The 23,084-nt window shown below is 67.1% G+C and carries 25 protein-coding genes and 2 pseudogenes; 8 read left to right on the top strand and 19 right to left on the bottom strand.

Annotated features, from left to right (window positions below):
* Positions 1 to 256: 256 nt before the first annotated feature.
* Positions 257 to 1,186, bottom strand: coding sequence for a hypothetical protein (locus tag ACLIMP_RS24715; protein WP_443478971.1), 930 nt, complete (start codon positions 1,184 to 1,186; stop codon positions 257 to 259).
* A 102-nt stretch (positions 1,187 to 1,288) separates the two neighbouring features.
* Here ACLIMP_RS24715 and ACLIMP_RS24720 point away from each other — a divergent pair, with 102 nt between their 5' ends.
* Entirely contained in the window at positions 1,289 to 2,596 is a 1,308-nt protein-coding gene (locus tag ACLIMP_RS24720) for an SLC13 family permease (RefSeq protein ID WP_443478972.1), read from the top strand.
* Positions 2,597 to 2,724: 128 nt separating this feature from the next.
* Here ACLIMP_RS24720 and ACLIMP_RS24725 read toward each other — a convergent pair whose 3' ends face one another.
* Positions 2,725 to 3,249: a DUF736 domain-containing protein gene (locus tag ACLIMP_RS24725; RefSeq protein ID WP_095687433.1), complete on the bottom strand. Its 525-nt coding sequence runs from the start codon at positions 3,247 to 3,249 to the stop codon at positions 2,725 to 2,727.
* Positions 3,250 to 3,393: 144 nt separating this feature from the next.
* Positions 3,394 to 4,089, bottom strand: a complete 696-nt coding sequence (locus tag ACLIMP_RS24730; protein ID WP_443478973.1) for a hypothetical protein — start codon at positions 4,087 to 4,089, stop codon at positions 3,394 to 3,396.
* Positions 4,090 to 4,101: 12 nt separating this feature from the next.
* On the opposite strand from ACLIMP_RS24730, the gene ACLIMP_RS24735 reads away from it, so the two are divergent.
* The gene (locus ACLIMP_RS24735; RefSeq protein WP_443478974.1) at positions 4,102 to 4,704 is read left to right on the top strand and encodes a hypothetical protein; all 603 of its coding nucleotides are present in this window, start codon (positions 4,102 to 4,104) and stop codon (positions 4,702 to 4,704) included.
* Here ACLIMP_RS24735 and ACLIMP_RS24740 read toward each other — a convergent pair.
* The 7 genes from ACLIMP_RS24740 to ACLIMP_RS24770 form a co-directional block, all read right to left on the bottom strand.
* Complete coding sequence (locus tag ACLIMP_RS24740; protein ID WP_443478975.1) at positions 4,701 to 5,018, bottom strand: DUF7673 family protein; 318 nt, start codon at positions 5,016 to 5,018, stop codon at positions 4,701 to 4,703. The genes ACLIMP_RS24735 and ACLIMP_RS24740 overlap by 4 nt on opposite strands.
* A complete protein-coding gene (locus ACLIMP_RS24745; RefSeq protein ID WP_443478976.1) occupies positions 5,015 to 5,518 on the bottom strand; it encodes a hypothetical protein in 504 nt (167 codons plus the stop codon). The genes ACLIMP_RS24740 and ACLIMP_RS24745 overlap by 4 nt, the downstream gene beginning before the upstream one ends.
* A gap of 42 nt (positions 5,519 to 5,560) precedes the next feature.
* Entirely contained in the window at positions 5,561 to 6,076 is a 516-nt protein-coding gene (locus ACLIMP_RS24750; RefSeq protein ID WP_443478977.1) for a hypothetical protein, read from the bottom strand.
* 62 nt (positions 6,077 to 6,138) lie between these two features.
* Positions 6,139 to 6,573 carry an antirestriction protein gene (locus ACLIMP_RS24755; RefSeq protein WP_443478978.1) on the bottom strand — a complete coding sequence of 145 codons (435 nt, stop codon included), beginning with the start codon at positions 6,571 to 6,573 and terminating at the stop codon, positions 6,139 to 6,141.
* 164 nt (positions 6,574 to 6,737) lie between these two features.
* A complete protein-coding gene (locus ACLIMP_RS24760) occupies positions 6,738 to 7,196 on the bottom strand; it encodes a DUF736 domain-containing protein (protein ID WP_443478979.1) in 459 nt (152 codons plus the stop codon).
* A gap of 309 nt (positions 7,197 to 7,505) precedes the next feature.
* A complete protein-coding gene (locus ACLIMP_RS24765; RefSeq protein WP_095687438.1) occupies positions 7,506 to 8,465 on the bottom strand; it encodes a hypothetical protein in 960 nt (319 codons plus the stop codon).
* Between the two features lie 81 nt (positions 8,466 to 8,546).
* Positions 8,547 to 8,906 carry a hypothetical protein gene (locus tag ACLIMP_RS24770; RefSeq protein WP_443478980.1) on the bottom strand — a complete coding sequence of 120 codons (360 nt, stop codon included), beginning with the start codon at positions 8,904 to 8,906 and terminating at the stop codon, positions 8,547 to 8,549.
* A gap of 91 nt (positions 8,907 to 8,997) precedes the next feature.
* Here ACLIMP_RS24770 and ACLIMP_RS24775 point away from each other — a divergent pair, with 91 nt between their 5' ends.
* The 3 genes from ACLIMP_RS24775 (at position 8,998) to ACLIMP_RS24785 (ending at position 12,432) form a co-directional block, all read left to right on the top strand.
* Complete coding sequence (locus ACLIMP_RS24775) at positions 8,998 to 9,489, top strand: Dps family protein (RefSeq protein ID WP_048938256.1); 492 nt, start codon at positions 8,998 to 9,000, stop codon at positions 9,487 to 9,489.
* Positions 9,490 to 9,662: 173 nt separating this feature from the next.
* Positions 9,663 to 11,870 carry a catalase gene (locus ACLIMP_RS24780; RefSeq protein WP_443478981.1) on the top strand — a complete coding sequence of 736 codons (2,208 nt, stop codon included), beginning with the start codon at positions 9,663 to 9,665 and terminating at the stop codon, positions 11,868 to 11,870.
* The gene (locus ACLIMP_RS24785) at positions 11,860 to 12,432 is read left to right on the top strand and encodes an ankyrin repeat domain-containing protein (RefSeq protein WP_443478982.1); all 573 of its coding nucleotides are present in this window, start codon (positions 11,860 to 11,862) and stop codon (positions 12,430 to 12,432) included. The genes ACLIMP_RS24780 and ACLIMP_RS24785 overlap by 11 nt, the downstream gene beginning before the upstream one ends.
* 831 nt (positions 12,433 to 13,263) lie before the next feature.
* Here the strand turns inward: ACLIMP_RS24785 and ACLIMP_RS24790 are convergent.
* Positions 13,264 to 14,228, bottom strand: a pseudogene (locus ACLIMP_RS24790) (hypothetical protein).
* Positions 14,229 to 14,330: 102 nt separating this feature from the next.
* Between ACLIMP_RS24790 and ACLIMP_RS24795 the strand changes: the two are divergent.
* A complete protein-coding gene (locus ACLIMP_RS24795; RefSeq protein WP_443478983.1) occupies positions 14,331 to 14,510 on the top strand; it encodes a hypothetical protein in 180 nt (59 codons plus the stop codon).
* A 3-nt stretch (positions 14,511 to 14,513) separates the two neighbouring features.
* On the opposite strand, the gene ACLIMP_RS24800 is transcribed toward ACLIMP_RS24795, so the two are convergent.
* Positions 14,514 to 15,158, bottom strand: a complete 645-nt coding sequence (locus ACLIMP_RS24800; RefSeq protein ID WP_095687443.1) for a hypothetical protein — start codon at positions 15,156 to 15,158, stop codon at positions 14,514 to 14,516.
* Positions 15,159 to 15,352: 194 nt separating this feature from the next.
* On the opposite strand from ACLIMP_RS24800, the gene ACLIMP_RS24805 reads away from it, so the two are divergent.
* Both ACLIMP_RS24805 and ACLIMP_RS24810 read left to right on the top strand, forming a co-directional pair.
* On the top strand, positions 15,353 to 16,048 hold the full coding sequence (locus tag ACLIMP_RS24805; protein ID WP_443478984.1) for a hypothetical protein: 696 nt from the start codon (positions 15,353 to 15,355) through the stop codon (positions 16,046 to 16,048).
* A 72-nt stretch (positions 16,049 to 16,120) separates the two neighbouring features.
* Positions 16,121 to 16,608 (top strand): annotated as a pseudogene (locus ACLIMP_RS24810) (hypothetical protein).
* A gap of 45 nt (positions 16,609 to 16,653) precedes the next feature.
* Here the strand turns inward: ACLIMP_RS24810 and ACLIMP_RS24815 are convergent.
* From ACLIMP_RS24815 to ACLIMP_RS24845, 7 genes are all read right to left on the bottom strand, one after another.
* Entirely contained in the window at positions 16,654 to 17,682 is a 1,029-nt protein-coding gene (locus ACLIMP_RS24815; RefSeq protein WP_443478985.1) for a deazapurine DNA modification protein DpdA family protein, read from the bottom strand.
* A gap of 117 nt (positions 17,683 to 17,799) precedes the next feature.
* Positions 17,800 to 18,315, bottom strand: a complete 516-nt coding sequence (locus ACLIMP_RS24820; RefSeq protein ID WP_095687456.1) for a thermonuclease family protein — start codon at positions 18,313 to 18,315, stop codon at positions 17,800 to 17,802.
* Positions 18,312 to 18,512 carry a hypothetical protein gene (locus ACLIMP_RS24825; protein ID WP_041380157.1) on the bottom strand — a complete coding sequence of 67 codons (201 nt, stop codon included), beginning with the start codon at positions 18,510 to 18,512 and terminating at the stop codon, positions 18,312 to 18,314. The genes ACLIMP_RS24820 and ACLIMP_RS24825 overlap by 4 nt, the downstream gene beginning before the upstream one ends.
* Positions 18,513 to 18,556: 44 nt before the next feature.
* Positions 18,557 to 19,168, bottom strand: a complete 612-nt coding sequence (locus tag ACLIMP_RS24830) for a DUF6927 domain-containing protein (protein WP_443478986.1) — start codon at positions 19,166 to 19,168, stop codon at positions 18,557 to 18,559.
* Positions 19,169 to 19,194: 26 nt separating this feature from the next.
* A complete protein-coding gene (locus ACLIMP_RS24835; RefSeq protein WP_443478987.1) occupies positions 19,195 to 19,512 on the bottom strand; it encodes a DUF5983 family protein in 318 nt (105 codons plus the stop codon).
* A gap of 10 nt (positions 19,513 to 19,522) precedes the next feature.
* A complete protein-coding gene (locus tag ACLIMP_RS24840) occupies positions 19,523 to 20,458 on the bottom strand; it encodes an ArdC family protein (protein ID WP_443478988.1) in 936 nt (311 codons plus the stop codon).
* Positions 20,459 to 20,536: 78 nt separating this feature from the next.
* Positions 20,537 to 22,699: a ParB/RepB/Spo0J family partition protein gene (locus ACLIMP_RS24845; protein WP_443478989.1), complete on the bottom strand. Its 2,163-nt coding sequence runs from the start codon at positions 22,697 to 22,699 to the stop codon at positions 20,537 to 20,539.
* Positions 22,700 to 23,084: the final 385 nt, after the last annotated feature.

The raw sequence follows: 23,084 nt of genomic DNA on the forward strand, positions 1-23,084 counted from the left end.
GGACAATTGTCAGGCCGCCCCCAGGATCGGCTCCCCTTGCGGCAATGGCCCTGGCACCCGGTGCGGCGGGCGAGGCTCATGCGCCGGCAGACCGACCCCGACGCGGGCGCAGGGCGAGCGACCAACAACGCGCCGATGGGTTCCCTTGGGATAGGATGCGGCCCCGGGGGCCCGGCGACTTTGCGCGAAGCAGGCGGCCCTCGCCCGCCCGGGCTATCGGCTTGGGCGGGAGCACGGTATCGACGCCCGTGCGCGGTCAGGGTTGGACGATGGACTCCGCCCAGGTGCCGAGCACAGCCCCATCGGCGGGATTCTCGATGCGCACCTCGTCGAGCGTGACGGCGAGGAGGCACACCGGCCGCTGGTCCGGGCCGGCGGCCTGGGTGCAGCGCAGGCTGCCGCCGTCCGGAAGGCGGGCGAGCCGGCCGATGAGCCGGATACGGAGCCCCTTCGGCCCGGGCGCTGCGTCCGGCGCCAGCCGCTTGACTAAGTCATAGGCCCGCCCAGCCCGCGCTGTATCGGTCCGTCCTGCCTCGCTGCGCCATTGCGCAAGGGCCAGCGTCTGCTCAGGCGGGAGCAGAGGCGCAGATGCACCCTCGCTTGCAGCCGGCCCGGGAGGAACGGGCGGACAGGTCTCGGCGCTAGACCAGGGCCGCTCGATCCAGAAGCCCTCGAGCCGGGCCTGCCCGGCCGCTTCCCCCGCTTTGGCGTCGACGCCCGTATCTCCTTCGCCGCTCGTCCCGTCCCCGCCCTTATCCGGAGCAAGCCCCCAGTCGGCCAGCGACCAGCGGGCGGGCGCGACATGAACGCGCAGGGTCTGCTGCGCGGCATCATAGCGCCAGCGCAAGGGCGCGGCGCTGTCGGCAGCGGCAGGCCCGGCGCAGCCGAAGGGGAGAACGAGCTCGAACCGCTTGCCCTGCAGGCCGGTCGGCAGCGCCTGCCCCGATGCGGCGGCATCGGCCGCCTTGGCGGCGAGCGCGAGGAGGTCCGCGCGGCCCAGAATATGCGGCGGTTCAGGCTGAGCCGCCGGCGACGGCGGCGCGGACTGGATCGCGGGCGGCGGCGCGCTGTCTGGCCTCGGCGACGTGCTGCGCCCGAGCAGGAATCCCCCGCCCGCCAGCGCGAGCGCGGCCACGAGACCGCCGGCAATGGCAAGACGGCTGGTCCTGAGATTGGGCTCGCGCATGTCCTGGTGATACCAAATTGCAAGGCCGGCTCCACCCCGCCCGGCCTGTTTCTTTTGACCGGGCGTTGACAGGGGTGGACCTGGGTTCGAGGCAGGGACGCGATGACGATCGATCAAATTCTCACCTTGCTCGTGCTGGTCGGCGTGGTCGGCGTGATGATCTGGGACCGGCTGCGCGCCGACGTCGTGGCGCTTGCGGGCGCGGCGATCCTCCTCATGACCGGGGTCGTGCGACCGGTCGACGTGCAGGGCGCTTTCGCCAGTCCCGCCATCATCGCCCTCGCCTCGCTGTTCGTCATTGCCTATGCGCTGGAGCTCTCAGGCCTGCTCGACAGGGCCATCGAACTCGGCGTCGGTCTCTGCCGGCGCCTGGGCGCCAAGGGGGTGTGGCTGCTCCTCTCGATGATCGGCGGCCTCTCCTGTTTTCTCAATTCGACGCCGATCGTGGTGCTGGGCGCGCCGGTGATCCGCGATATCGCGCGCACACTGGGACAGTCGCCCAAGCGCTATCTGATGCCGCTGTCCTACATCACCGTGCTCACCGGCTGCTGCACGCTGGTGGGCACTTCGACGAACCTTCTCGTCGACGACATGGCGAGCATAGCGGGGCAGGCGCGCTTCGGCATTTTCGAGATCACGCCCGTGGGCCTGCCGATCGCCCTGGTCGGCGGGCTCTATCTCTATTTCGTCAGCGGTCGGCTGCTGCGGGCGCATGAGAGCGACGAGCGGGATGGCGAGCCCGGACCGCTCGAACCCGTTCATATCGGCAATGCCCAGGTCGGCGACGCGAGGCTGTTCGCGCAAAAGCGCCCGTTCCAACCGCTCAAGGCCGCGATGGCCTTTGCGATCTTTGCCGGCGCGATCGCGCTGGCGGCCCTCGGCGTCGCACCGATCGCGGCGACGGCGCTCAGCGGCGCGGTCCTTCTGATCCTGTTGCGCGTGATCAGCGCCGACGAGGCCTATGGCGGATTGCGTCCGGAAATCCTGATCCTCATAGCGGGCATGGTGGTGATTGGCATCGCTATGGAATCGAGCGGGCTGGCGGGCGAGGCCTCGGAGTTCCTGATTTCCAGCGTCCACGGGCTGAGCGCGCTCGTCGCGCTGATCGTCCTCTACTTCGCCACGATGGTGCTGACCGAGCTTCTGTCCAACGCGACCGTGGCGGTGCTCGTGACGCCTGTCGCCGTGGCGCTGGCCGACAGTCTCGGCGTCAGCCCACGGCCCTTTCTGGTCGGGGTCATGATGGCCGCGAGCGCCGCCTTCGCGACCCCCTTCGGCTACCAGACCAATGTCATCGTCTACCAGATGGCGGGCTATCGCTATATGGACTTCGTCCGGGTCGGCCTGCCGCTCAACCTCCTGACCGCGACCGTGGCGATCCTCGCGATCCAGGCCTTTTTTCCGTTCTGAGCCGGACTGGATCGGCTCTTTCCAGCCGAAACAAAGACAGGACCCGCTGCGCGGGGGAGCGCGGCGGATCCTGCCAGGGGCTTTCCGCGCCGGAGGCGCGGCGCGGAAAGGGAAGAGGATGATTGCGGTCAGTCGGCGGTTTCGACCGCGCGCTGGCGACGGCCGCGGCGGCCCTGGGCGGGCGCCTGCGCGTCATCACCGCCAAAATCGTCGCCCGCGGTCGAGGCGCCCAGCCCTTCGGGCTCGCGCTGTCCGGCCTGGGAGGCGTCGTCGCCCGGCAGCGGCGGCAGGCCGTCATCGGCGGGCATCGCCATTTCGGCGGGGAGTTCGCGGCGGCGCGAGGGGCGCGACCAGACGACATTGTAGGAGCCGTCCTGCTGCTGGAACAGCGAGACATAGAGCGGCTGGGCGAAGCTCGGATCCTCGATCTTGCCGTTGTAGAAGATGAGGCCGCTTTCGCGCGAGGCGAGCTCGAACAGCGCGCCGACGCGGACCCAGGCGCGCGCAGCCGACAGCGCCATCACCTCGAATTTGGGCGCGTTGGGATTGGCCGAGTGGACCGGGCGGAGCGCGATGGTGAGCTCGACGGTCAGGGTGGAGACACGGCCGACGAGGTGGCCGGCGGCGTTCTTGGCGATGGAACCGATGTTCATGGGACTTCTCCGTTGTCGAAAGCGTCCTCGAACCCCTTGTCCGGGACGCCAGTCCTCTCTCCCCCTCCTCTCCTCGGCCGTTCGGCCGAGCAGGCGCCGCCAGGCGCCCATCATCGCCAGCCCCTTTGTCGGGCGATGGCCCGATCAGATGAGCGGCGCGGGCATGGCCAGCCATTCGGGCTGGTCGTCGGTGATTGGGATGTCCAGGCGTGACGCCTCGGCCTCGGAGAAGATGCTTGCATCGGCGAGCCGCCCGAACCCGGCCTCGCGGTTCCAGAAGCTGAGCCCATGGGTCGCATGACGCGTGACCAGCACATAGCCGTCCGCGCCTTCCTCGATCGCGCGCCCGATCGCCCGGTCCAGGAGCGCGCTGCTATGGCCGAAGCTGACGCCCTGCTCGGTAATCGCAACATAGCCACCGCCAAATTGGCCGGGCACGAGGCGATCGCAATCGAGCGAGAATTCGAAACCGAAGGGCAGGGCGGATTTGGCTGCGGCGAAGAGAAGGTGTCCGACGGCGTCGATGGCAAACTGCTCCCCGGCAAAGTGCAGGTGGACACGGTCCTCGCTTCGCGGCTCGGATCGGGACAGATCGCAGTCGAACGTCGGATAGGTGGGATCGACAAACAGAGCGAGGAACGTCTCGAACGGATCGTCGCCGCCCGGGGGGAAAGCCGCGGCAAAGGCCGAGCCCAGGCCCGAATAGGCCGCAAGGCGCGCCGCCGGCTCGTCCCCGAGATCGCCCAGCAGATCGCTCGCTGCAAAGGCGCAGTCGATGAGCGCAGCCTCGGCGGGCGTGACTTCGATGAGGAAGCTCGCCTTGAGATAGTTGTTCGCCATGATCGTCTCCTTATGGTGAGAGAAGACGTGCGGGCACGCCGGCCGCACGAACCGTACCGTGCTCGTGGGCCCGGCGGGAAAGGGATGAACAATCGCATGCAAGAATGGATCGCCGCGCTCTCGACCTATTCCGCGACGCGCGAGACGATCCTTCAGCATCGATTTCTCGCCGATGTCGGCGGCGAGTTATGGCGCCGCGGCGAGTTCGATTTTTCGGTCTCGCACAGCGAGGTCGACAATAGTGGCTATGACCTCATCATCGAGGCGCGCGGCATAATGCGGCATGTCCAGCTCAAGGCGATGCATGGGCAGGCCAGGCGGCGCAGCTTCGACATTCAGACCCGGCTGGGGGCCAAGCCTAATGGCTGCGCCGTGCTGATCCGGCATGATGCGCGCAGCCTCGCGGTCGAGGCCTATCGCTGGTTTGGCGCACCGCCCGGCCAAGGCCTGCCACCGTTAGGGGAGAAGGTCACCCGCCATGCCAAGGGCAATGCGCTCGGCCATAAGACGGACCGGCCCGCGCTGCGCGAGGTGCCGCTCGCGCGATTTGCGCCCGTCGGCGATATCGCGGCGCTGGTGGATCTGATGTTTGGGCCCGGGCCCGAGGCGGGCTAGGCGGCGTTCGCGGCCTGAGGCGCGTGCCAGCGCGCGATGATCGCCTGCATCTCGTCGCCATAGCCGAACGCATCGATATAGAGGGCGCCCGGATGCTCGGCGAGAAAGCCCACGATCGCCGCGATGTCGCGCGCCACGGCCGTGTCCAGCGCGAACAGGTCGGCGACCGCGAAATCGCCCAGCTCGGGTCCGTTCCACCAGGCCATGAGAAAACGGGCGACGCGCCGCGCCTGCCCGGTATCGGACAGGGCGAGGGGAACGAGCCGGTCGAGCGCGGCCAGCGCGCTGCTGCGGTCGGTGGGAATCGCTGTCATAACGGGACTGTCTCATCAAAGCCCGGCCGGGCCAAGGGCTCTTGGGGGAAAGGAGCGCCATCCCCCACGACGGGCGGCGGCACAACGAAGTCGGCCGCATCAAAATAGGCGAGCACGGCGTCGAAGCTTGCCAGGCGCTCGAGCGCCGCGCGACCGATCACGACATAATCGTCTTCGTCGACCGGGTAGGAGACGGGTTCGCCTGCGCCCGTGAACACCACGCGCTCTGCGCTCCATTGTGAAGGATAGACGCCCGACCAGCGCGCAAAGGCGATGCCGTGCTCGGCGCACCAGGCTTCGAGGGCCTCGAACCGGCCGTTGGCGACTTCGTGAGCGAAGAGGCTGAGAGCAGTGCTGGGCACATGGTGGTCGGCCTCGAACGGCTCACCGTCCCATTCGGTCGACAAGGCCTCGGCGGTGATGAGCGCGGTGAGCGCCTCATAGGCGTAAGGTGAGAGGGTGCCGCCGAGCGTGATTGACGCAGAAACGCGGTTTGCCATGGTGTGAGCTCCTAAGAAGGGGTTGCTCGGCCTCGCGCGAGATCAGCCGCAGAGGGCCGCGAGCCGCGCGCGGGCTTGGGCCGCGCAAGCGGGATAGGCGGCTGCGATATTGGCATGGAGATGCGCAAAGTCCGGGATCGGAAAATGCCCTTCGCTGTTCGGCCGGGTCGTCATGAGCGCGCCGATGACGATCTCCTCGAGCCGGGCGCGTCGCTCCAGCACGTCGCCGCCCGGCGCATAGCGGATCGGCGCGGTGAAGCCCGCTTCGATCCAGGTCGACAGGCCGTTTTCGGCGGCCTCGACATAGGCGGCGACCTCGGCCCGGTCCTGCGCGAAGCGCCAGACCTTGAGACTGAGGGTCAGGTAGCGCCCGAAATCATGGGCGTTGCCGATAGCGACGAGCGCACAGCCCTCGGGCGGAGGACCGAAGCCGGCCTGGATGGCGGCGCGATAGCTCTCCACTTCGAGGCGGTTGCACGCATCGAAGTCGGGCGTGTGGCCGATCTGGGCGCAGTCCTCATTCGCCGGCGCCGCGCCGATATCAAAGATGCTAAACATGAAAATCCTCCAGGGGATAGGAGGGCCTGGCGTCTGACGGCAGACCCGCGCATGGAGCGGACCTAGTCGATCGCGCCGAAGATTTTCGCGGCCTCGGGATGGTCGCCGGCATAGTCGCGTAGGCGGTGGTAGGCCTCGGCGAGATGATCGTCTTCGACCTCGAAGGAGAGGTGCGAAAAGGCGAAGAGCGTGGCGATGATGCCCGCAGCGTCGGCGGAGACGGTGCCCTCATAGCCGTTGCTGTTGCAGCAGATGCGATAGGCCGGTCGTCCGGCGGGGACGAGATAGAGCGGGTGCCCCGCCCGCTCCATGAACTGCCAGTAGCCGCCGCCATAATCGGCCGAGAGCCACTGCAGGAAGGAATAGACCAGCGTCTCGCCCTTGAAGAAATGACGGCGGCCAAAAAGTGCAGGGAGAAATGCGCCGCGCCGCGCGTCGGGCACGAGGGTTGCGGCGTTGCAGGGGGCATCGGCGATAGCGGGGAGAGTGTCTGTCATGGGGAACTCCGACAAAGGGACCGGCCCGGACGCTCCTTTTTGCGGCAGGACCATCATCACCGCTCCCCCTCCCCTTCACAGCGCCGCGCGAGCGGCGGCAGGACGACAGGGCCCGCTTCGCAGGCGTGCGAGGCGAACCCTGTCGGGGACAGAGGCGATGGCGATCAGTCGGCGAAGGCAGGCGGGGCCGAGCTGGCGCCCAGCCCGTCGGGTTCGCTCTGTCCGGCCTGGGAGGCGTCGTCGCCGGGCAGCGGCGGCAGGCCGTCGTCGGCGGGCATCGCCATTTCGGCAGGGAGTTCGCGGCGGCGCGAGGGGCGCGACCAGACGACATTGTAGGAGCCGTCCTGCTGCTGGAACAGCGAGACGTAGAGCGGCTGGGCGAAGCTCGGATCCTCGATCTTGCCGTTGTAGAAGATGAGGCCGCTCTCGCGCGAGGCGAGCTCGAACAGCGCGCCGACACGGACCCAGGCGCGCGCAGCCGACAGCGCCATCACCTCGAACTTGGGCGCGTTGGGATTGGCCGAGTGGACCGGGCGGAGCGCAATGGTGAGCTCGACGGTCAGGGTGGAGACACGGCCGACCAGGTGGCCGGCGGCGTTCTTGGCGATGGAACCGATGTTCATGGGACTTCTCCTGGGAAAGCGTCCTCGAACCCCTTGTCCGGGACGCCAGTCCTCTCTCCCCCTCCTCTCCTCGGCCGCTGGGCCGAGCAGGCGCCGTCAGGCGCCCATCATCGCCAGCCACTTCGGCGGGCGATGGCGCGTTCGAACCGAACCGGAAAAGATGCGGCCCCCTCCTGGGCGCCCCGATAGTCGTCGGCCTCGGAGCTCACGGCGCGCGCAGGTGACCCCGGCGGGGATGACCGCGTGGCGGGCCAGCGACAAGCTCGCGCACCGATCCGGCGCGCGAGGCCGTATCGCGGCTAGCGCGGCCTAGCGGCCCCGCGCGGCGAGCAGATTGGCGACGATCGCGGCATTGTAGGCGCGGTAGGCGCTCTGCACCATGGCCGTCCAGCGCGGCAGATCCACGACCACATTGGCCGCATCGTTCGGGTTCCATTCGCCATAGTCACCCGCCGTCGACATCGAGGAGGCGCCTGCCGACCCGGTGAAGGCGCCATCCATGACGACGTCGCGCGAGAGGGTCATGGCGGTCGGGCCGGCTATGCCCACCGCTTGGCCGACCTGGATGTTGACCGGCGAGGGCATGCGGATCGCGAACTGGGTGTCGATGTCGACGCTGGCGCGGCGCGAACCGGCGAGCGTGCGGCTCGTGCGCGCATCGGCATCGGCGAAATCGATCGTGAGCGAGGGCGACACGAAGGCCGCGCCCAGGCTCAGCGCCGGCTTGCTCAGCTTGTTGCCCTTGCCAAGGGTCGCGAGCATGCCGAAGCCGCCGACCTTGCCCGCGCTCTGGTAGAGGTCGGTGAGTGGCGCCGCGTCGGCGCCGACGCTGACATAGGCCTTCTTGACGCCCGATCCGATGACCATGCCGCCGTCGCGGTTCGCGTCGCGATTGCCCGGGAGCAGCGTGACGCCGGCGGTCCGGGTCACCTCTGCGATGGTCGCATCATCGACGATGGGAATGCCCGCGGCGGTCAGCTGCGCCTTGAGATCGGCATGGGCCTCGTTGGCGAGGCGGCGCATCGTCGCTTCATCGACGCCGACCAGCGTGGCGCCCGCCCGGGCCTTGGTGCCGACGCTGGCATTGGCCGAGGCGCGCTGCCCGGTTACGAAATTGATCGCATAGGAGAGAACGGCGATCTTGTTGTCCTTGAGGCCATAGCTGTTCGGCTTCGAAAGCCTGACCTGCGGGGCACCCGCCTGATCCTGGGCTAGTGCCGGCGCGGCGGCCAGACATAGTGCGGCAGATACGAGCATCCATTTACGCATGAAGCGTCCCCTCCTGTTAAGACGAGGAGAGAATTTCTAAGAAAAACACCGCGCGTCAAGTCGCGGCGGCGCTCGCTCCATTCAGTGCTGCGAGCCGAACTGGATTCGCTTGACCTCGATCTGGTGCGCGCCGTCGCGCTGCCCGGCGGCTGCGTCCATGTCTGCGCGCAGACGTCTGGCCAGATCATCCGGTATAAGCGCATAGGGCGCGACAAGCGCGATGGCGGCCTCGGGATCGAGCAGTTCGCCCGGTTCGGTGCCGACCCACAGCAGGATTTCGCCATCCTCATCCCCCTCCTCGTTATCGTCCCAGACGCTCTCGGCCTCGGGAGTATGCGAGAAGACCTGCGCGAAGAGGGTCTGGAGCGGGCGGTCGAAACCGACGACGGCGCGCAGCACCTCTGGGCACTCGGGGCGGGGCGCCAGCCTATGACGGCTCATGATTTTGTCCTCCTCGCAAATTGCTTGAATGGTTGGCGCTGCGACATCGCCGCCATATCTTCCCAGGTTCAATCCCAAGAAGGAGACAGCCATGGGCAAAGCCACCGAAGGGCATATCGATATCGGCATCGACGAGAAGGACCGCGCGGCCATCGCCGAAGGTCTCTCCCGTCTCTTGGCCGACACCTATACGCTCTACCTCACCACCCACAATTTCCATTGGAACGTGACCGGCCCGATGTTCAACACGCTCCATGACATGTTCATGGTGCAATATACCGAGCTGTGGAACTCGGTCGATCTCATCGCCGAGCGCATTCGTTCGCTGGGACACAAGGCGCCGGGCTCCTACGCGCAGTTCAGCGAACTGGCATCGATCGACGATGCGCCCGCCGATCCGCCCAAGGCGCTCGACATGGTCGCCATCCTGGTGACGGGCCATGAGGCGGTGGCGCGCACCGCGCGCTCGATCTTCCCCCTGGCTGACAAGGCGAGCGACGAGCCCACCGCCGATCTTTTGACCCAGCGGCTGACCGTGCACGAAAAGACGGCCTGGATGCTACGCTCGCTGTTGCAGAACTAAGCGACTGACCGTTATCCGATAGGGTGCCCGGCCTCTGTGCGCCCCGTCGGACGAGGCGGCTCCTAATCTGCTCGGCCTGGGAAACTTAAACTGTCCCCGGTGGTTTGTCCGTCATACCTGCCCAGCGTCCGGCGTGGGCGGGTTCACCGACATGACCAGTGACAGGAGCTCCCATGCCCAGGAAACCCGCGACCGATACCGCTGTGATCGTTCCGGCCGACATCGCTCCGGGGAAGCCGGTGTCCGGGGAATCCCGGCAGAAGGCCTCGCCCGTGCCTCCCGACGCACAGCTGTCCGAAAGCTATGCTGAAAAACAGGGCGACGGCGGCGAGACCCATCAGGTCGCGGCCGACGGCGCGCCGGCGCTCACCACGAGCCAAGGGGTTCCGGTCGCCGACGATCAGAACAGCCTGAAGCAAGGCGCGCGCGGTCCGACGCTGCTCGAGGATTTTCATTTTCGCGAGAAGATCTTTCACTTCGACCATGAGCGGATCCCCGAGCGCGTGGTCCATGCCCGCGGCTATGGCGCGCACGGCTTTTTCGAGCTGACCGACAGCCTCGCCGACATCAGCCGGGCGGACATCTTCCAGCGCGTGGGCGAGCGCACGCCCGCCTTCGTTCGCTTCTCGACCGTGGCGGGCTCGAAGGGTTCGTTCGACCTAGCGCGTGACGTGCGCGGCTTCGCGGTCAAGCTCTATACCAAGGAAGGCAACTGGGATCTGGTCGGCAACAACATCCCGGTCTTCTTCATCCAGGATGCGATCAAGTTTCCCGACCTCGTCCATGCGGCAAAGCCCGAACCCGACCGCGCCTTCCCGCAGGCGCAGACCGCCCATGACAATTTCTGGGATTTCATCAGCCTGACCCCCGAATCCATGCACATGATCATGTGGGCCATGTCGGACCGGGCGATCCCGCGTTCATTCCGCACGATGGAGGGCTTTGGCGTCCATACCTTCCGGCTTGTCAGCGCCGAGGGCAAGTCGACCTTCGTCAAGTTCCACTGGAAGCCCAAGCAGGGCCTGCAGTCGGTGCTGTGGAACGAGGCGGTCAAGATCAACGGCGCCGACCCGGACTTTCATCGCCGCGATCTGTGGGAAGCGATCAATGGCGGTGACTTTCCCGAATGGGAGCTCGGCGTCCAGCTGTTCGACCAGGCGTTCGCCGACCAGTTCGATTTCGACGTGCTCGACGCGACCAAGATCATTCCCGAAGAGATACTGCCCGTCCGGGTCGTGGGCCGTCTGGTGCTCGACCGGGTGGTCGACAATTTCTTCGCCGAGACCGAACAGGTTGCTTTCTGCACGCAGAATGTCGTGCCGGGTATCGACTTCACCAACGACCCGCTGCTCCAGGGGCGTAATTTCTCCTACCTCGATACACAGCTCAAGCGCTTGGGCTCGCCCAATTTCACGCATATCCCGATCAACGCGCCCAAATGCCCCGTCGCCCATTTCCAGCAGGACGGTCATATGGCGATGACCAACCCACGGGGGCGGGTCAATTATGAGCCCAACAGCTGGGGTGCGACGCTCGGCGGACCGCGCGAGGATCCGGTCCGGGGGTTCCGAAGCTTCGCCGAGGAGGCGGATGGCGCCAAGCTGCGCATCCGCCCGGAAAGCTTTGCCGATCACTACAGCCAGGCCCGGCAATTCTATGTGAGCCAGGAGCCGATCGAGCAGAAGCATATCGCTGATGCCTTGGTTTTCGAGCTCAGCAAGGTCGAACGCCCGGACATTCGCGCCCGTGTCGTCTCGCACCTCATCAACATCGACGACGGCCTGGCCGGCACCGTCGCGGACGGCCTGGGCCTTCCCGAATTGCCCGCGCCCGCGCAGGCTACGCAGCCGACCCGGAGCGATTTGCCGCCGTCGGACGCGCTGTCGATCGTGAAGAACGGACCGCCGAGCTTCAAGGGCCGCAAGCTTGGCATTCTCCTGAGCGACGGCGCCGATGCCGCGCTGTTTGGCGGCCTCGTCAAGGCGCTCGACAAGGTGGGCGCGGTCTATGACGTGATCGCCCCCAAGATCGGCGGCGTGACGCTTGATGATGGCACCAAGGTCGCGGCCAAGCAGAAGATCGACGGCGGACCTTCGGTGCTGTTCGACGCGGTGGCCATCGTCGTCTCGGCCGACGGCGCTGCGCTGCTTGCCGATGACGCGGCCACGCAGGACTTCGTGCGCGATGCCTTTGGCCATTGCAAATATATCGGCCTCACGCTCGATGCGCAGCCGATCTTTGCCAATGCCGGCATCCTCGAGAAGCTCGACGATGCCTGTATCGAGCTTGGCGCCGCCAAGGATGCGGCGGCCTTCGTCGACACGATCGCGGCGCTGCGCTTCTGGCCCCGCGAACTCAAGGTCGACATGGATGCCAAATGAGCCCGGCGATCTGCCGCCCCTGCCCTCGCCCGAGCGGCTGCGCGAACTGATGTTCGATGCGGCGCAGCTGGGACGGACCGACGTGCTGCCGGCCCTGCTGCATGCGGGCTGCGCGGTCGAGGCAAAGGATGAGCGGGGCTATACCCCGCTCATCCTGGCGGCCTATCATGGGCATGACGAGGCCGTGGCGCTGCTGCTCGATCACGGCGCCGATCCCGAGGCGGGTGATGCCGCGCGCGGCAATACCGCGCTGATGGGCGCGGCGTTCAAGGGCTTCACATCGGTCGCCCGGCTGCTTCTCGAGCGCGGGGCAGACGCCGAGACGACCAACAAGGCCGGCCAGACTGCCCTCATGCTCGCCGCGCTGTTCGACCGGCGAGAGATTGCCGATCTCCTGGTCGCGCAGGGCGCGGACCCCGAGCGGTGCGACGCCGCGGGCAACTCGGCGCTGTCGGTTGCGCGAGACCAGAACAACGCCGCCATGGGCGAGCATTTGCGCAGCGCTTGTCCTGCATCTCGGCCTGGGAGTTGGCGGGCAGAAAGCGCCATTCTCACATCGTAGGAGGGCGTGGGAGCGTGCAGGGGCGACGATGTCCGATGGTATTGGGCGCTGCATCGCCGTCATTGGCCGCCCTTATCGCGGTCTGCCCAACGCGGTCTGCTCAAGGAAGCGCTGGCTGATCTGGGGATGCGATGCGCGGTCGGCGACACGGGGCAGTAGGACGCGGAGAAAAGGGCGGCTGCTCTTGTCGGACGGTGCCCGGGAGACGCCGCCGGCGATAGGCGCGTTCGATGGCTGCGACGGCGTGGCCGGCCAGCAGACACTGGGCTTCGAGCGAAAGGGGCGCAGCGCCCACGAACGCGAGGGTGACACCGGCGTCGCCGCGGCGCTCGAAACGAAGAGTACCCTGGGCGCAGACCGCAAGTCCTGCTTCAAAGTCGCGCGACCAGAGCCCGGGTGTTGTGTGCGAATCCATCCACACTTGTACCGCAAAATGACGAAAGGCTGGTTATGGCGACGGCGTTCAAAACCCTAGACATTGGTCGCATGGCGCTTGACCCCGCCAAGGCGTCGCGCGAGAGCGCGGGCGTCACGTGCTCGTCCGCCGGATCCGGTGCGCGACATGCCGGGCCGCGCCTTCGGCGCTGCTGATCGCTTTGCCGGCGGCGGCGCGCCGCCTGGCGCGCGCCGGCCTGGCGCAAGAGGGTGCGCGCTTCGCGCAGGCGCTCGACAGCGTTGGCGATGGCCTGGCCCTGCTCGGGCGAGTCAGGCGTGATGGGACGCATGGTTGACCTCCTTGGTGGATAAGCTTGTGGTCAGAGCCGGCATAACCGGTGGGTATGCTGTGGGCGCGCGGTGCACATGTCGCGGGATGGCGCAGCGCGCGGCTGCCTAGAGACGGCTGGTGGCCTGCCCCGCGGTGAAGTCGGCGAGCCATTGCTCCATGGTCGGTCTTTCGCTCACCGGCACGAGCGCGGCCGCGTCCTGGAAGCGCAGCAGCTCGGTGGGAGCGGTCCGCAGGATCTCGCCGATCTCGGCCTCGGGCAGCAGCTGCTCGGCACGGATAAAGTCGGTGATCCGCCCCGGACGGGTTCGGGTAGAGCGCCGCCAGAGCCCCTCGACCGTATGGAGACGGGGGCCGCGCGCGCCTCGATGAGCACGATGAGGCGCAGGCACCAGGCCGGCAGGGCGCGGACCTCATCGGGCTTGATGGCGCCGCAGAAGAAGCAGGACGACTTGGGCGGGACCGGGAGGCCGGCTTGCGCAATCCGGGCCTCGCAGCGTGCGCGCGTCCAGCCCCAGTCGCGCAGCGGATAGCGGCACTCGAACAGCGGGTCGTCGATCCCGGCGGCATGGCGATAACGGCGTGCGTCGGCGGGCGAGGCGTCGTAGCCGATCAGGCGCACGACCTTCCGGCCTGCCGCCCAGGCGGCCTTGGCCGGCGGCCATTGCTTGAGGAAGGCCTCCTGGGGCGCGACCTTCCATTTGAGCGAGCAGCTGTGACGGCCCAGGCTAATGCTCGGCAGCGTCGCGTTCGCCAGCAGGTTGGTGAGGATCGTCGCATAGGGCGGATAGTGCTTGAAGCGCTTGGGCCGGTAAGCGACGACTTCATAGGGAATGCCCCGGGCCGCCATCCAGGCGGCCATCATCGTCTGATATTCATACGTTTCGGGCTTTTCGGCCCCAGGGTCGGCGGTGAGGACGAGATCGGGCGTTTCGCCGCGCGCATGCAGCTCGATAAGGAGCGCGGTGGAATCGACCCCGATGCCGTAGGCAAGGATGATGGGGGCCTGCGGATCGAGGGCGATCCTGTCGGGCACGCGGCAAGGTGCCGCGTCATTAGGCGCGCGGTGCATGAGGTGTCCTTTTGGGGCCTGCCCGCAGGCGGGCGCTACTGACAAAAATGTGGACAGCCGCCCCGCGCGCGCGCAGCATCGTGCCGCGGGGGGAAACGAAAGATGCCGCTCAGGGCGCATATGATCGTCTACGCAGCGCCGCCCCATGACGCGGTGCGCACCGTGCAGTGCCAATGCGGATGGAAAGCGACGGCCGAACCCGACAGTCCCGCTGACTATCCCGCCACCATGGCGCATTGGCTCGCCCGGTGGCTGGGCCATGTCGACCCGCCGCCGGCCTGAGAGTCAGGCGAACAATCGGCCATCCGATGGGGTGGCGGGTGCCAGATTGAGATCCCGGCGGATCTTCCGGGCGAAGCGATCGGGCGCCATGAGGTCGCGGATCGAGGCATAATGGTTGCGCTCGCCGATATGGTCGCTTCGGCCGTGGACGCGCCGGTAGAGGATCTCGCGGTCCGGTCCCATGAGGCCAAGGCTAAGCTGGACCCAGATGTCCTCGCCGTGGAGCGTGATTTCGCCGGAGACGGCAACGCCGCCCTTGTTGGACCGGACATCGAAGCTGCCCTCGGCCAAACCCAGGGCCTCGGCGAGCCGCCGCACCGCGATCCGTCCCTCGCTATGGAAGAGGCGCTTGGCGGGCTCGTCATAGGCAACGCCGCGATAGGCGAGCGTCTTGAGCACAGGATGCCGCCGGATCTCAGCGATCGCGTCCAGGCATTCGCGGCGCAGGAGAGTGCTGGGCGGCCGGGCTTCGCACACTTGCGACAGGTGACGGATAAGGAGGATGACCGCAGGGTCGATCTCGGCGTCCTTGCCAGCGTTGCGGCAGTCGGTGATCGCGGCGCCGATCGCGTGCAATGTGGTGGTGACACTCGAGAGCGCGCTCGGGTCGAGGGCCTGCTGGTGGCGAAACGCAACATCGTAGCTCATGGGGAAAGTCTCCGAGGGGCCAAGCGATCCACGTCGCTCGTCCTCTCGGCCCCCCTCCCCTTTTTCCGGCGCCTAGCGCTGGGCGGTCCTTGCAGACTGCGGACCTTTCCGGTGCGGCCACGGGAAAGAACCGCCGGATAGTCAGACGCCTCGGCAAGGTATAAAATTCCTCCAAAAAGGAGAGGACTCAGGCGATGGGCATCGACATGATGGAATGCCTGCGTGGCGGCGTGTCGGACCTGCGCATCCCTGGACATCCTGAGCTTGGTGAGCGCGCGAACGAGATGGCGGGACCGGATGCGACCGGTATCTTCAGCGTCATAGGACCGTTTCAGGTCGATCTTTTCGCGCGGGCCGTCTGCGCCACCGCCGTTTCCCGTGGCAGTGTCGCGCCGCCCGAGGCGGCCGCAATCGAACTGCGCTACGTGCTAGCCCAGCCGGTCCGGTTCGACCGGCTGGTCGGAGCCGTACGCGACCGCCGGGACGCGCGGAACAGCCTGCCCGTGAAGGTGCAACGCCTGACGGTGGCTGGACTTCCCGCTCTCTATCAGGTCATCGAGGGGCGTCACCAGGCCTTCGTCGCGCGCGACGCGGGCGACAACACGATCGCGGCCCGGATCGACATGGACTATCGCTGCGATCCCTCCGCCTTCTGCCTGCATGGCGATACGCTGATGCGCGAGGCCGAGGGCGTACGGTGGCCGGTCTCGCCGCTTCGGCCTTGGGACCTGCCGATCGACGCGGCGGGCGCGGCGGTGACGCCCGACCTCAACTATACGCTCCAGGCCCTGGGCGTGCGTAGCCTCCCGGTCAGCAGCGCGCTCAGCTACGACCTCAATCTCGCCAGGGCCGTTCATCGCGAACTCGCCAGTGCGGCCGACAAGGCCTGATCCAGGTCGATGCCGACCAGTTGACCATGCCAGATGTTCACTGTACGTTCCCACGCGAAGGGAGTTTCCGCCATGAGCATGTCCAATTTTCTCGACCGGTTCGATCTCGATATCACGCTACGGGATGCCGCGCTCGATCCCGACAATCGGCCGACGCGCCGGATGATCGCCAATGCGGCCATCGGCATGGATGCGCTCGATGCTTATTATGCCGTGCGCGAGATCCGCGAGGCGGCCCAGTGGATCCACGAGGGGTTGGCGCAAGGCAAACGGAAGCTCGCAAGCCTCCTGTCCAATCCGCAGGCCGACGACTTTCAGCGGACGATCTATTTCTGCTTGGCTGGTCGCGGCGTGGTCGAGATGCTCGACGACCTCGCCTGTTGGAGGATCTGCTCGAGCGGCGCGGCCGGATCGCGGGCCAGATCCACCGTGAAAAGCGAACGATCCTCCCGCTGACCAACCCCTATGTCGCGGCGGAGCCCGATGGTCCCCTGGTGGAGAGTCGTGCCGATTTCGTCCAAGGTGCGTCCTGGTGGGCGGAGCCGGTCGTCAAATCCTGAGCTGCAGGGCTGTGCCGCGTCCGGCGCCGTGCTTGGTGATCGCCATCAAGCCTCAGGGTGCATCAGGTCTGCGGCCCATTGCTCGACCCATCCGGTCACAAGCGCATCATGATCGAGGTCGCCGCTTTCGATGAGCGCGCGCAGATCCTCCCGCGCTTGGGCGATCGCCTCCTGCCAGGGATCGAACCGCAGCGGCGACGCTATCGCTGGCGCCGCGATCGGCAGGGAGCGGGCAGGCTGGCGTAACCGCGCCAGCTGCTGCTCGACCCACCGCTCCATCTCGTCGGCGACGAGGTCATCCGACTTCCGACACCCATGCGCCCGCGCCTTACTACGCGCTGCGATGCCATAGGCCTGGCTGTCGATCGAGGCGACGCGGCGCGCGAAGGGTTTGAGGAAGGGAATAGCCGCGCCCTTGACGCCGCAGAGATGCAACCGCACCGCCGGCGGCAGGACGCGGTCGAGATGATCCACCACCGCGATGAGACCGGCGTCGCCATGGATGGGTCGTCGGCACATCGATCCGACACCGATGAGGGTATGGCGCTCGACAAGGCCTGCGAGCGCGGTGGCGCAGCGTTCGTAATCTTGCGGCAGGCGGCCCTGGATGACCGGCAGGAACGTGCTGGCGATATTCCGATCGACAGCGCGCGCATGGCATTCGATATTGGCCCGGACGGTGCGCGCGATCCGGTCCAGAACCTCCTCCCGGTCTCGGGCAACCTCTTGCTCCACGCAATAGTCGAGGCTCGCCCACCAGCGAAAGGGATAGGCGGATGCGAGCGCGACATAGTCGTCGATGGTCCAGGGAAAGCCGCCATAGCGAGCCATGGCGCTGAACCCGGCACTGTCCAGGCAAAGACTGTGGAGACCGGCCGCATGCTTCAGGCCCTGGAGTTTCCAGCCGGCCCATTCACGCCCCTGCCTTGCGTCCACCCAACGGGAGAAGGCATTGGCGGAGACGAGGACCGGCAGGGCAAGGCTGCGCGCGCGGGCGAGCAGCGGGCCGGAGCGAAGATGCGGCAGCCCGACCATCAGCGTGATCGCGCGCGATTGGGACGAGGACGTAACCATGCGACATGTCCTTGGAAACCACCTCATCGGCAAAGCCCATCGACGGCACCGGGCTCGACCTAGTGCCGTACGGGGTGGGCCACGCGCTTCAAGCGCCCAGGCCTTGCGGAAAAGGGACTATTGTCGGCGCTCGCAGGTGAGGCGTTCGCCCTTGCGCCATCGGGCGGGGGGCAGCCAGGTGCCAGCAAAGGCCCCTGCCCTGCGGCCCTGGGCGTCGGCGAAGGCCGCCTCATAGCGCGCGCGGCGGGCGGGATCGCGGCGAAGATACTGCGCTTGCGGGATCGCAAGCCCGGCTCGGAGCAACGTCTCGCCGAGGTCAGCGCCGCGAACGGTCACGGTGGCGACGGGGCGGCCATAGGTTGATGAGGGCGTCAGCGTGATGACCGCCTCGGCATCGCGCAGAGCCCGCGCTGCGAGATCCTGCGCGGCCTTGCCGCACGACCAGCAGCCATTCCGGCGCTCGCACATCTGCCTTGTCTCGAAGGCATCGATCCCGAGCAGGCGGATATCGACGGCGAGCGTATCGCCGTCGAGCGCGCGGCCGCGCGCATGGAAGCTCTGGGCGTCCGACAGGCTGGAGCCCATAAGCAGGGCTGCAAAGACGCTCGCGAGCATGACCTTGCGACCCATCATGATACCATGACCGTCTCGACCTGCTCATAGCGGGCCGGGACCAGGGCCACCCGGTAGGGCTGGAGAAGATCGCCGGTGCGCACGACGCTGATTGGCCCACCGCCGGCGGCGAACAGCCGTGCAGCGACGCGTTCGGCATTCTGCCGGCTGCACAGGAGGTCGCGCTTGGCAGACCGGGGAAAGGGAAAAGGGAACATGATCAGATCCTTGTCTTCGCAGGAGGGACGGGAGGCAAGAGCGCTCAGGCGAAGAGGGTCTTGTGGACCTTGGTCTCCGGGACGATCGTCCAGGCCTGGTCCATGAAGCGGGTGATCCGGTAGGGCATGCGCGTCTCGGGATCGCGCAGGATGACGCGGCGGCCGATCCGGTCGACGATGAATTCCTCGCCCACATGCCCGTCGGAAAACCGGACCGGCGCGGGCAGCTTGATGCGCGCGCCGGTCTCGATCTTTCGGGAACGGCGGGCGAGCGCCTCGCGGCAGCGACGCCGCCAGTCGAGCGCATGCTCGTTGGTGGTCGGTGTGAGAAGATCGAGGATCGCGGCGGGACAGGCAGCCTCGCAGGGGCCCATATTTTCCGTCATGTCCTTGTAGCCAAAATTTTCGCCGCTCGCGCTGCGCGGGTTCCACAGGACGAGGCAGACGATGGCGAAGACCTCGCCGCCGATGCCGTCGCGCGTCACCTGAGCGGCTGCATAATAGACGCGGTTTGCAGGGCAGGACGAGGTGAGCACCTTGAGGCCGCGCGTGCCGCCCTCGGGATGATCGCGCTCATAGGTGAACTGATCGTCGAGATAGGCTTTCGCGGTTGCGTGCCCGCCCATCGAATGGCGGGACATGGTGAGCCAACCCATGAGGGTTCTCCTTGGATGAGAGGGGATTACCAGTCGTAGACCGGCAGTTCGGCGATCGGCGCGCAGTCGCGGTCGAACTGCAGCCAGGCGGCGCCGGACGCTTCAGCGAGGTCGAGGCAGGCCTTGAGCGAGTCGGGCATATGCGCGCGGGCTGGCGACCCGATCCAGATGAACCAGCCATAATCCAGCCAGCGGTCCATGAGGATATGCGCCTGCCACAGCGCGGGGTTGAGGCGGGCCGCGAGCGGCGGCGGATAGGCGAGGATGGCGTCCAGTTCCGCCGCGACCTCGGCTGAGAGATGGGCGGTAGACAAACAGGCCAGGATCTTGGTTTCAAGGGTCATGGCGGCCGCCTCATGCAGCCGCGGCAAGTTCGGGCGGCGGGGCGCTGCCCGCTTGCCCGGCCTCGCCGAACGCCGTCAGATAGGCTAAGGCCTGTTCGGCCTTGGACGCAGCGTGGATGATGGCGGTCTTGTCGGCCTTGAGGATGCCGAGCCAGTGGCCGACATAGCTCGCGTGGCTGTCGTGCAACTCGTTGGGGAGGCCAAGCTCGGCACAGACCAGCCCGGCGGTGATCTCGGCGACAAGTTCTTCGAATGCGTAGGCCTTGTCGCCAAAGCGTTTGCCGAAGGTGCGCGCGAGCCGGTCGCCATGGCCGGTCCAATGCCCCGTTTCATGGACCCTAACGCTCGCATAATGGTCCATCGAGATGAAGCTCGAGCGCTTGGGCATCTGGATATAGTCGAAGGTGGGCGAGTAGAAGGCGCCGTTGCCGCCATGACGGACATCGGCGGGGATCGCCGCGAAGAAGCTGTCGATCGCCGCTTGCCGCAGAGAGGGGGACAGCGGCGTGGCCGGCACCTCGGGCGGGTAATAATAGCCGGGCAGGCCATCGATCTGGTCGGCGTTGAAGACGATGTAATGGCGCAGGAAGCGGATGCTGCGTTCCACGGCCTCACCGCTCACGGCGTCTGTCTCGGTCTTCTTGAACGAGGAATAATAGACGGACAGGGCACCCTGCTCGCCGCGGCGGACCTGCGCGCCGAGCTCGCTCGCCTGCCGATAGGTCATCCAGTAGCGCGACCGGTAGCCGTGCATGTCGCCGAGCGCCCAAAGCAGGAGATTGTTGATCCCCGTATAGGGCGTGCCGCAGTGCCGGAGCGGCCGGCCGCCGCTGCCACTCGTGCGCCAGGGCCGGGTCCAGGGTGGTACGCCCTTTTCAAGGCGATCGATGATGATGGCGCTGATTTCGGCCGCGGCATCCCGGCCGGTTCGTGCAGGCTTGGACATGATGGAAATCTCCTCACAGACGAGACGACCACCGGCGCGAGAACACGCCGGTGGTCGCTTGCGGACAGGATTTGAGGCTCAGGCCTCGGCGGCGGCGAGTTCGTCTTCGTCGGCCTCGGCCGGCTTGGAGGCCGTCGGCGCGGCCGTCACCGCGTCCCCGTCGTCGGTCTCGCTGTCATCAGCCCCGTCGCTTTCGGCCACGTCCAGGTCGCCAGGCGCATCGAGGAGTCCCTCTGCCTGTTCCGGCACGCGGTCCAGGAAGCGCATGGCATTGGGGACCCACGCGAGCGCCGCCTCCTTGACGTCGGGCTCGACGATCGACTCCCCGGCAAAGAGCTTTTCGCAGCTCGCGGCGATCTCGCCCTTCTTGAGCGTAGCATGGCGCGCGGTCAGCGAGCCTCTACCGACATCGTTGAGCAGGGTGAGGATCGTGCCCTTGTTGACCCGGTCGAAGAAATTCTCCGCGGTGGGTCGCCACCAGGCGGCGACATCGATCTCGAGGATCGAGGCGAGGCGGTTCTGCAGCGGGATCTGTTCCGCCTTGAAACCGCCCTTGGCCTCGAGCGAGACGGCGACGATGTAGGCGAGCCAGGCTGCCTTGGCGTCGTCTCCGAGCTCGCGGAAGGCCTCGAACCGCTCCACGATATCGGCTGGTTCCGTCCAGGCCGCGTCGAGCCCGTCATGAGCCTCGGCGAGATACTGCCGCGCCCGGGTCACCGGCATATCACCCGAGATCGGGTCTTGCGGTGCTCCGGCCCGCAGCGTCGAGCCATAGTGGGCACTGTGGTAGCCGGTATGACGCGTGGACTGGCTGCGCGCGTCGATCATCGTGAACAGGGCATAGTCGAGCGCGAGCGCGGGTTCGGCGAGGAGCGAGGCCGCCAGAATGTCACGGCGCTGCATGGCGAGTTCGTCGTAGAGCCGGGCGCTGAGTGGCTTGCCGCCCGGACCCACGGCTTCCTCGGGCAGGCTGGGCGCCTCCTTGTCGGCCCCGCCGATGCGGAAACCGCCTGCCAGGCGCTCGCCCTCGTCGCCGCCCTCGCCGTCGTCCTCCTCGCCCTCGCCCTGCGCCTCGTCATCGATGCGCTGGATGGGCTGTTCGCTGAAGAACTGCGTGTCGAGGCGCATTTCGCCCTGCGGGGTCAGCAGGAGGAACGCGCCGACATGCGGCTTGAGCTCGTCGGGCAGCACCGGCAGCCGGTTCTCGATGGCTTCGGCCTCGGCCATCAGCGCGTCGTCCTCGCTGTCGAGCGCCTTGAACTGATCCTCGTCGAGCGCCTCGTCCTGCATCAGCTCTTCGAGCTCGCTGCGCCGCGCCTCGATCGCTTCCAGGCGCGCGGCCTGCTCGTCGGTCAGTTCGGGCGGATCGAGCATGATGCGGTAGAGATCCTGCGCGTGGTTATAGGCATAGCTGCTTGCGATCGGCCGGATCCAGGCGAGCCCGGATTCCTCGCCGATGCGCTTGGCCTCGGCTTCCATCATCTCGGCAGCGACGCCCTTGGCGATCTCGGGATCGATCCAGCGGTCGCCGCCCTCGCTGAAGAGGTCGCGATCGACCCGGCCGCCGGCGGCCGCATAGCGGTCCTCGCCGATCAGAAGCGCGATCGGTTCGTTGGATTTAAGGGCGTCGTTGGCGATGACGCGGCGGATGGAATCGGCATTGACGTAGCTATTCTTGCCGTAGGTGCTCCAGACATCGAGCTGCTTGTCGTGGCTTTCCGTCGAGGCATAGGCCTTGGCGATGTCGAGCGTAATCGCGCCCGAGGCCAGCGCGTCGAAGATCGGCTCGGCCAGCGAGGCCAGGCGCAGGCGGCCTTCGACGAAGCGGCGGGTCTTGCCGAAGCGTTTGGCGACCCCGTCGATGTCGGCGCCCTTGCCGATGAAATGCTCATAGGCGCGGCATTCTTCGGCGGGGGTGAGCGGCAGCTGGTGATAGGTGGCGGCGAAGGACGTTTCGCTCAGATGCGCGATGTCGCCCGTGATGACGCGCACCGGCACATCATAGTCGGCCGCGACGATCGTGCCCGCCTCGACCAGGCGCATCAGCGCGCGCCAGCGCCGTCCCCCGTCGAGCACTTCGAACGTGCCCTTGGGCTTGGCCGGGGTAACCAGCATGTTCTGCAGGATGCCGCGGGCCTCGACGTCGGGGGTGAGTTCGTCGAGACGCAGCCGGTCTTCCGAAACCTTGCGCACATTGATCGGCGAGAGGCGAAGCTTGTTGAGTTTGACGCTGTCGATCACTGGAAGTCTCCTTGATGCCCGGACCATCCCGGGACACCCCTTCTGACCCCCCTTCTCTTTGCAGCGGCCCCGCCGCTGGCCGTTTCGGGCGCCTCGGCTGTCCGACCGGGGGCAGCGGCCTATGGTGCGACAGCGATCGCCTGGGCACGCGGAACGGGACGCCGACACCTGCCAACGACGCCGGGAACCCGGTCAAAAAAAGGAACCGGTTGGCCGCTCCCGGCCCCTCTGTTAGGGCAGGGCTGCGCTGCGCAAAGGGTAGCGCCGGACCTCGCAAGTCCGTGAACACAAGCAACTCGAAAACCATCGGTTTCCGGGCTGCCGTCGCGCATGTCCAGACCTTCGGGTTAAAGGTGACGGCGCATGTGTGTTCACATGTTGCGAG

The organism is Novosphingobium aeonii (assembly GCF_052279045.1).
Lineage (GTDB): Bacteria > Pseudomonadota > Alphaproteobacteria > Sphingomonadales > Sphingomonadaceae > Novosphingobium.

Coding starts and splice junctions, on each gene's coding strand:
- ACLIMP_RS24780 (WP_443478981.1), top strand. CDS start 9,663: ATGCCCAGGAAACCCGCGACCGATACCGCTGTGATCGTTCCGGCCGAC.
- ACLIMP_RS24745 (WP_443478976.1), bottom strand. CDS start 5,518: ATGGCAAACCGCGTTTCTGCGTCAATCACGCTCGGCGGCACCCTCTCA.
- ACLIMP_RS24760 (WP_443478979.1), bottom strand. CDS start 7,196: ATGAACATCGGTTCCATCGCCAAGAACGCCGCCGGCCACCTGGTCGGC.
- ACLIMP_RS24800 (WP_095687443.1), bottom strand. CDS start 15,158: ATGAGCTACGATGTTGCGTTTCGCCACCAGCAGGCCCTCGACCCGAGC.
- ACLIMP_RS24735 (WP_443478974.1), top strand. CDS start 4,102: ATGGTGAGAGAAGACGTGCGGGCACGCCGGCCGCACGAACCGTACCGT.
- ACLIMP_RS24725 (WP_095687433.1), bottom strand. CDS start 3,249: ATGAACATCGGTTCCATCGCCAAGAACGCCGCCGGCCACCTCGTCGGC.
- ACLIMP_RS24785 (WP_443478982.1), top strand. CDS start 11,860: ATGCCAAATGAGCCCGGCGATCTGCCGCCCCTGCCCTCGCCCGAGCGG.
- ACLIMP_RS24730 (WP_443478973.1), bottom strand. CDS start 4,089: ATGGCGAACAACTATCTCAAGGCGAGCTTCCTCATCGAAGTCACGCCC.
- ACLIMP_RS24835 (WP_443478987.1), bottom strand. CDS start 19,512: ATGACCCTTGAAACCAAGATCCTGGCCTGTTTGTCTACCGCCCATCTC.
- ACLIMP_RS24770 (WP_443478980.1), bottom strand. CDS start 8,906: ATGAGCCGTCATAGGCTGGCGCCCCGCCCCGAGTGCCCAGAGGTGCTG.
- ACLIMP_RS24820 (WP_095687456.1), bottom strand. CDS start 18,315: ATGATGGGTCGCAAGGTCATGCTCGCGAGCGTCTTTGCAGCCCTGCTT.
- ACLIMP_RS24805 (WP_443478984.1), top strand. CDS start 15,353: ATGGGCATCGACATGATGGAATGCCTGCGTGGCGGCGTGTCGGACCTG.
- ACLIMP_RS24765 (WP_095687438.1), bottom strand. CDS start 8,465: ATGCGTAAATGGATGCTCGTATCTGCCGCACTATGTCTGGCCGCCGCG.
- ACLIMP_RS24825 (WP_041380157.1), bottom strand. CDS start 18,512: ATGTTCCCTTTTCCCTTTCCCCGGTCTGCCAAGCGCGACCTCCTGTGC.
- ACLIMP_RS24750 (WP_443478977.1), bottom strand. CDS start 6,076: ATGTTTAGCATCTTTGATATCGGCGCGGCGCCGGCGAATGAGGACTGC.
- ACLIMP_RS24715 (WP_443478971.1), bottom strand. CDS start 1,186: ATGCGCGAGCCCAATCTCAGGACCAGCCGTCTTGCCATTGCCGGCGGT.
- ACLIMP_RS24740 (WP_443478975.1), bottom strand. CDS start 5,018: ATGACAGCGATTCCCACCGACCGCAGCAGCGCGCTGGCCGCGCTCGAC.
- ACLIMP_RS24840 (WP_443478988.1), bottom strand. CDS start 20,458: ATGTCCAAGCCTGCACGAACCGGCCGGGATGCCGCGGCCGAAATCAGC.
- ACLIMP_RS24775 (WP_048938256.1), top strand. CDS start 8,998: ATGGGCAAAGCCACCGAAGGGCATATCGATATCGGCATCGACGAGAAG.
- ACLIMP_RS24755 (WP_443478978.1), bottom strand. CDS start 6,573: ATGACAGACACTCTCCCCGCTATCGCCGATGCCCCCTGCAACGCCGCA.
- ACLIMP_RS24720 (WP_443478972.1), top strand. CDS start 1,289: ATGACGATCGATCAAATTCTCACCTTGCTCGTGCTGGTCGGCGTGGTC.
- ACLIMP_RS24795 (WP_443478983.1), top strand. CDS start 14,331: ATGCCGCTCAGGGCGCATATGATCGTCTACGCAGCGCCGCCCCATGAC.
- ACLIMP_RS24830 (WP_443478986.1), bottom strand. CDS start 19,168: ATGGGTTGGCTCACCATGTCCCGCCATTCGATGGGCGGGCACGCAACC.
- ACLIMP_RS24815 (WP_443478985.1), bottom strand. CDS start 17,682: ATGGTTACGTCCTCGTCCCAATCGCGCGCGATCACGCTGATGGTCGGG.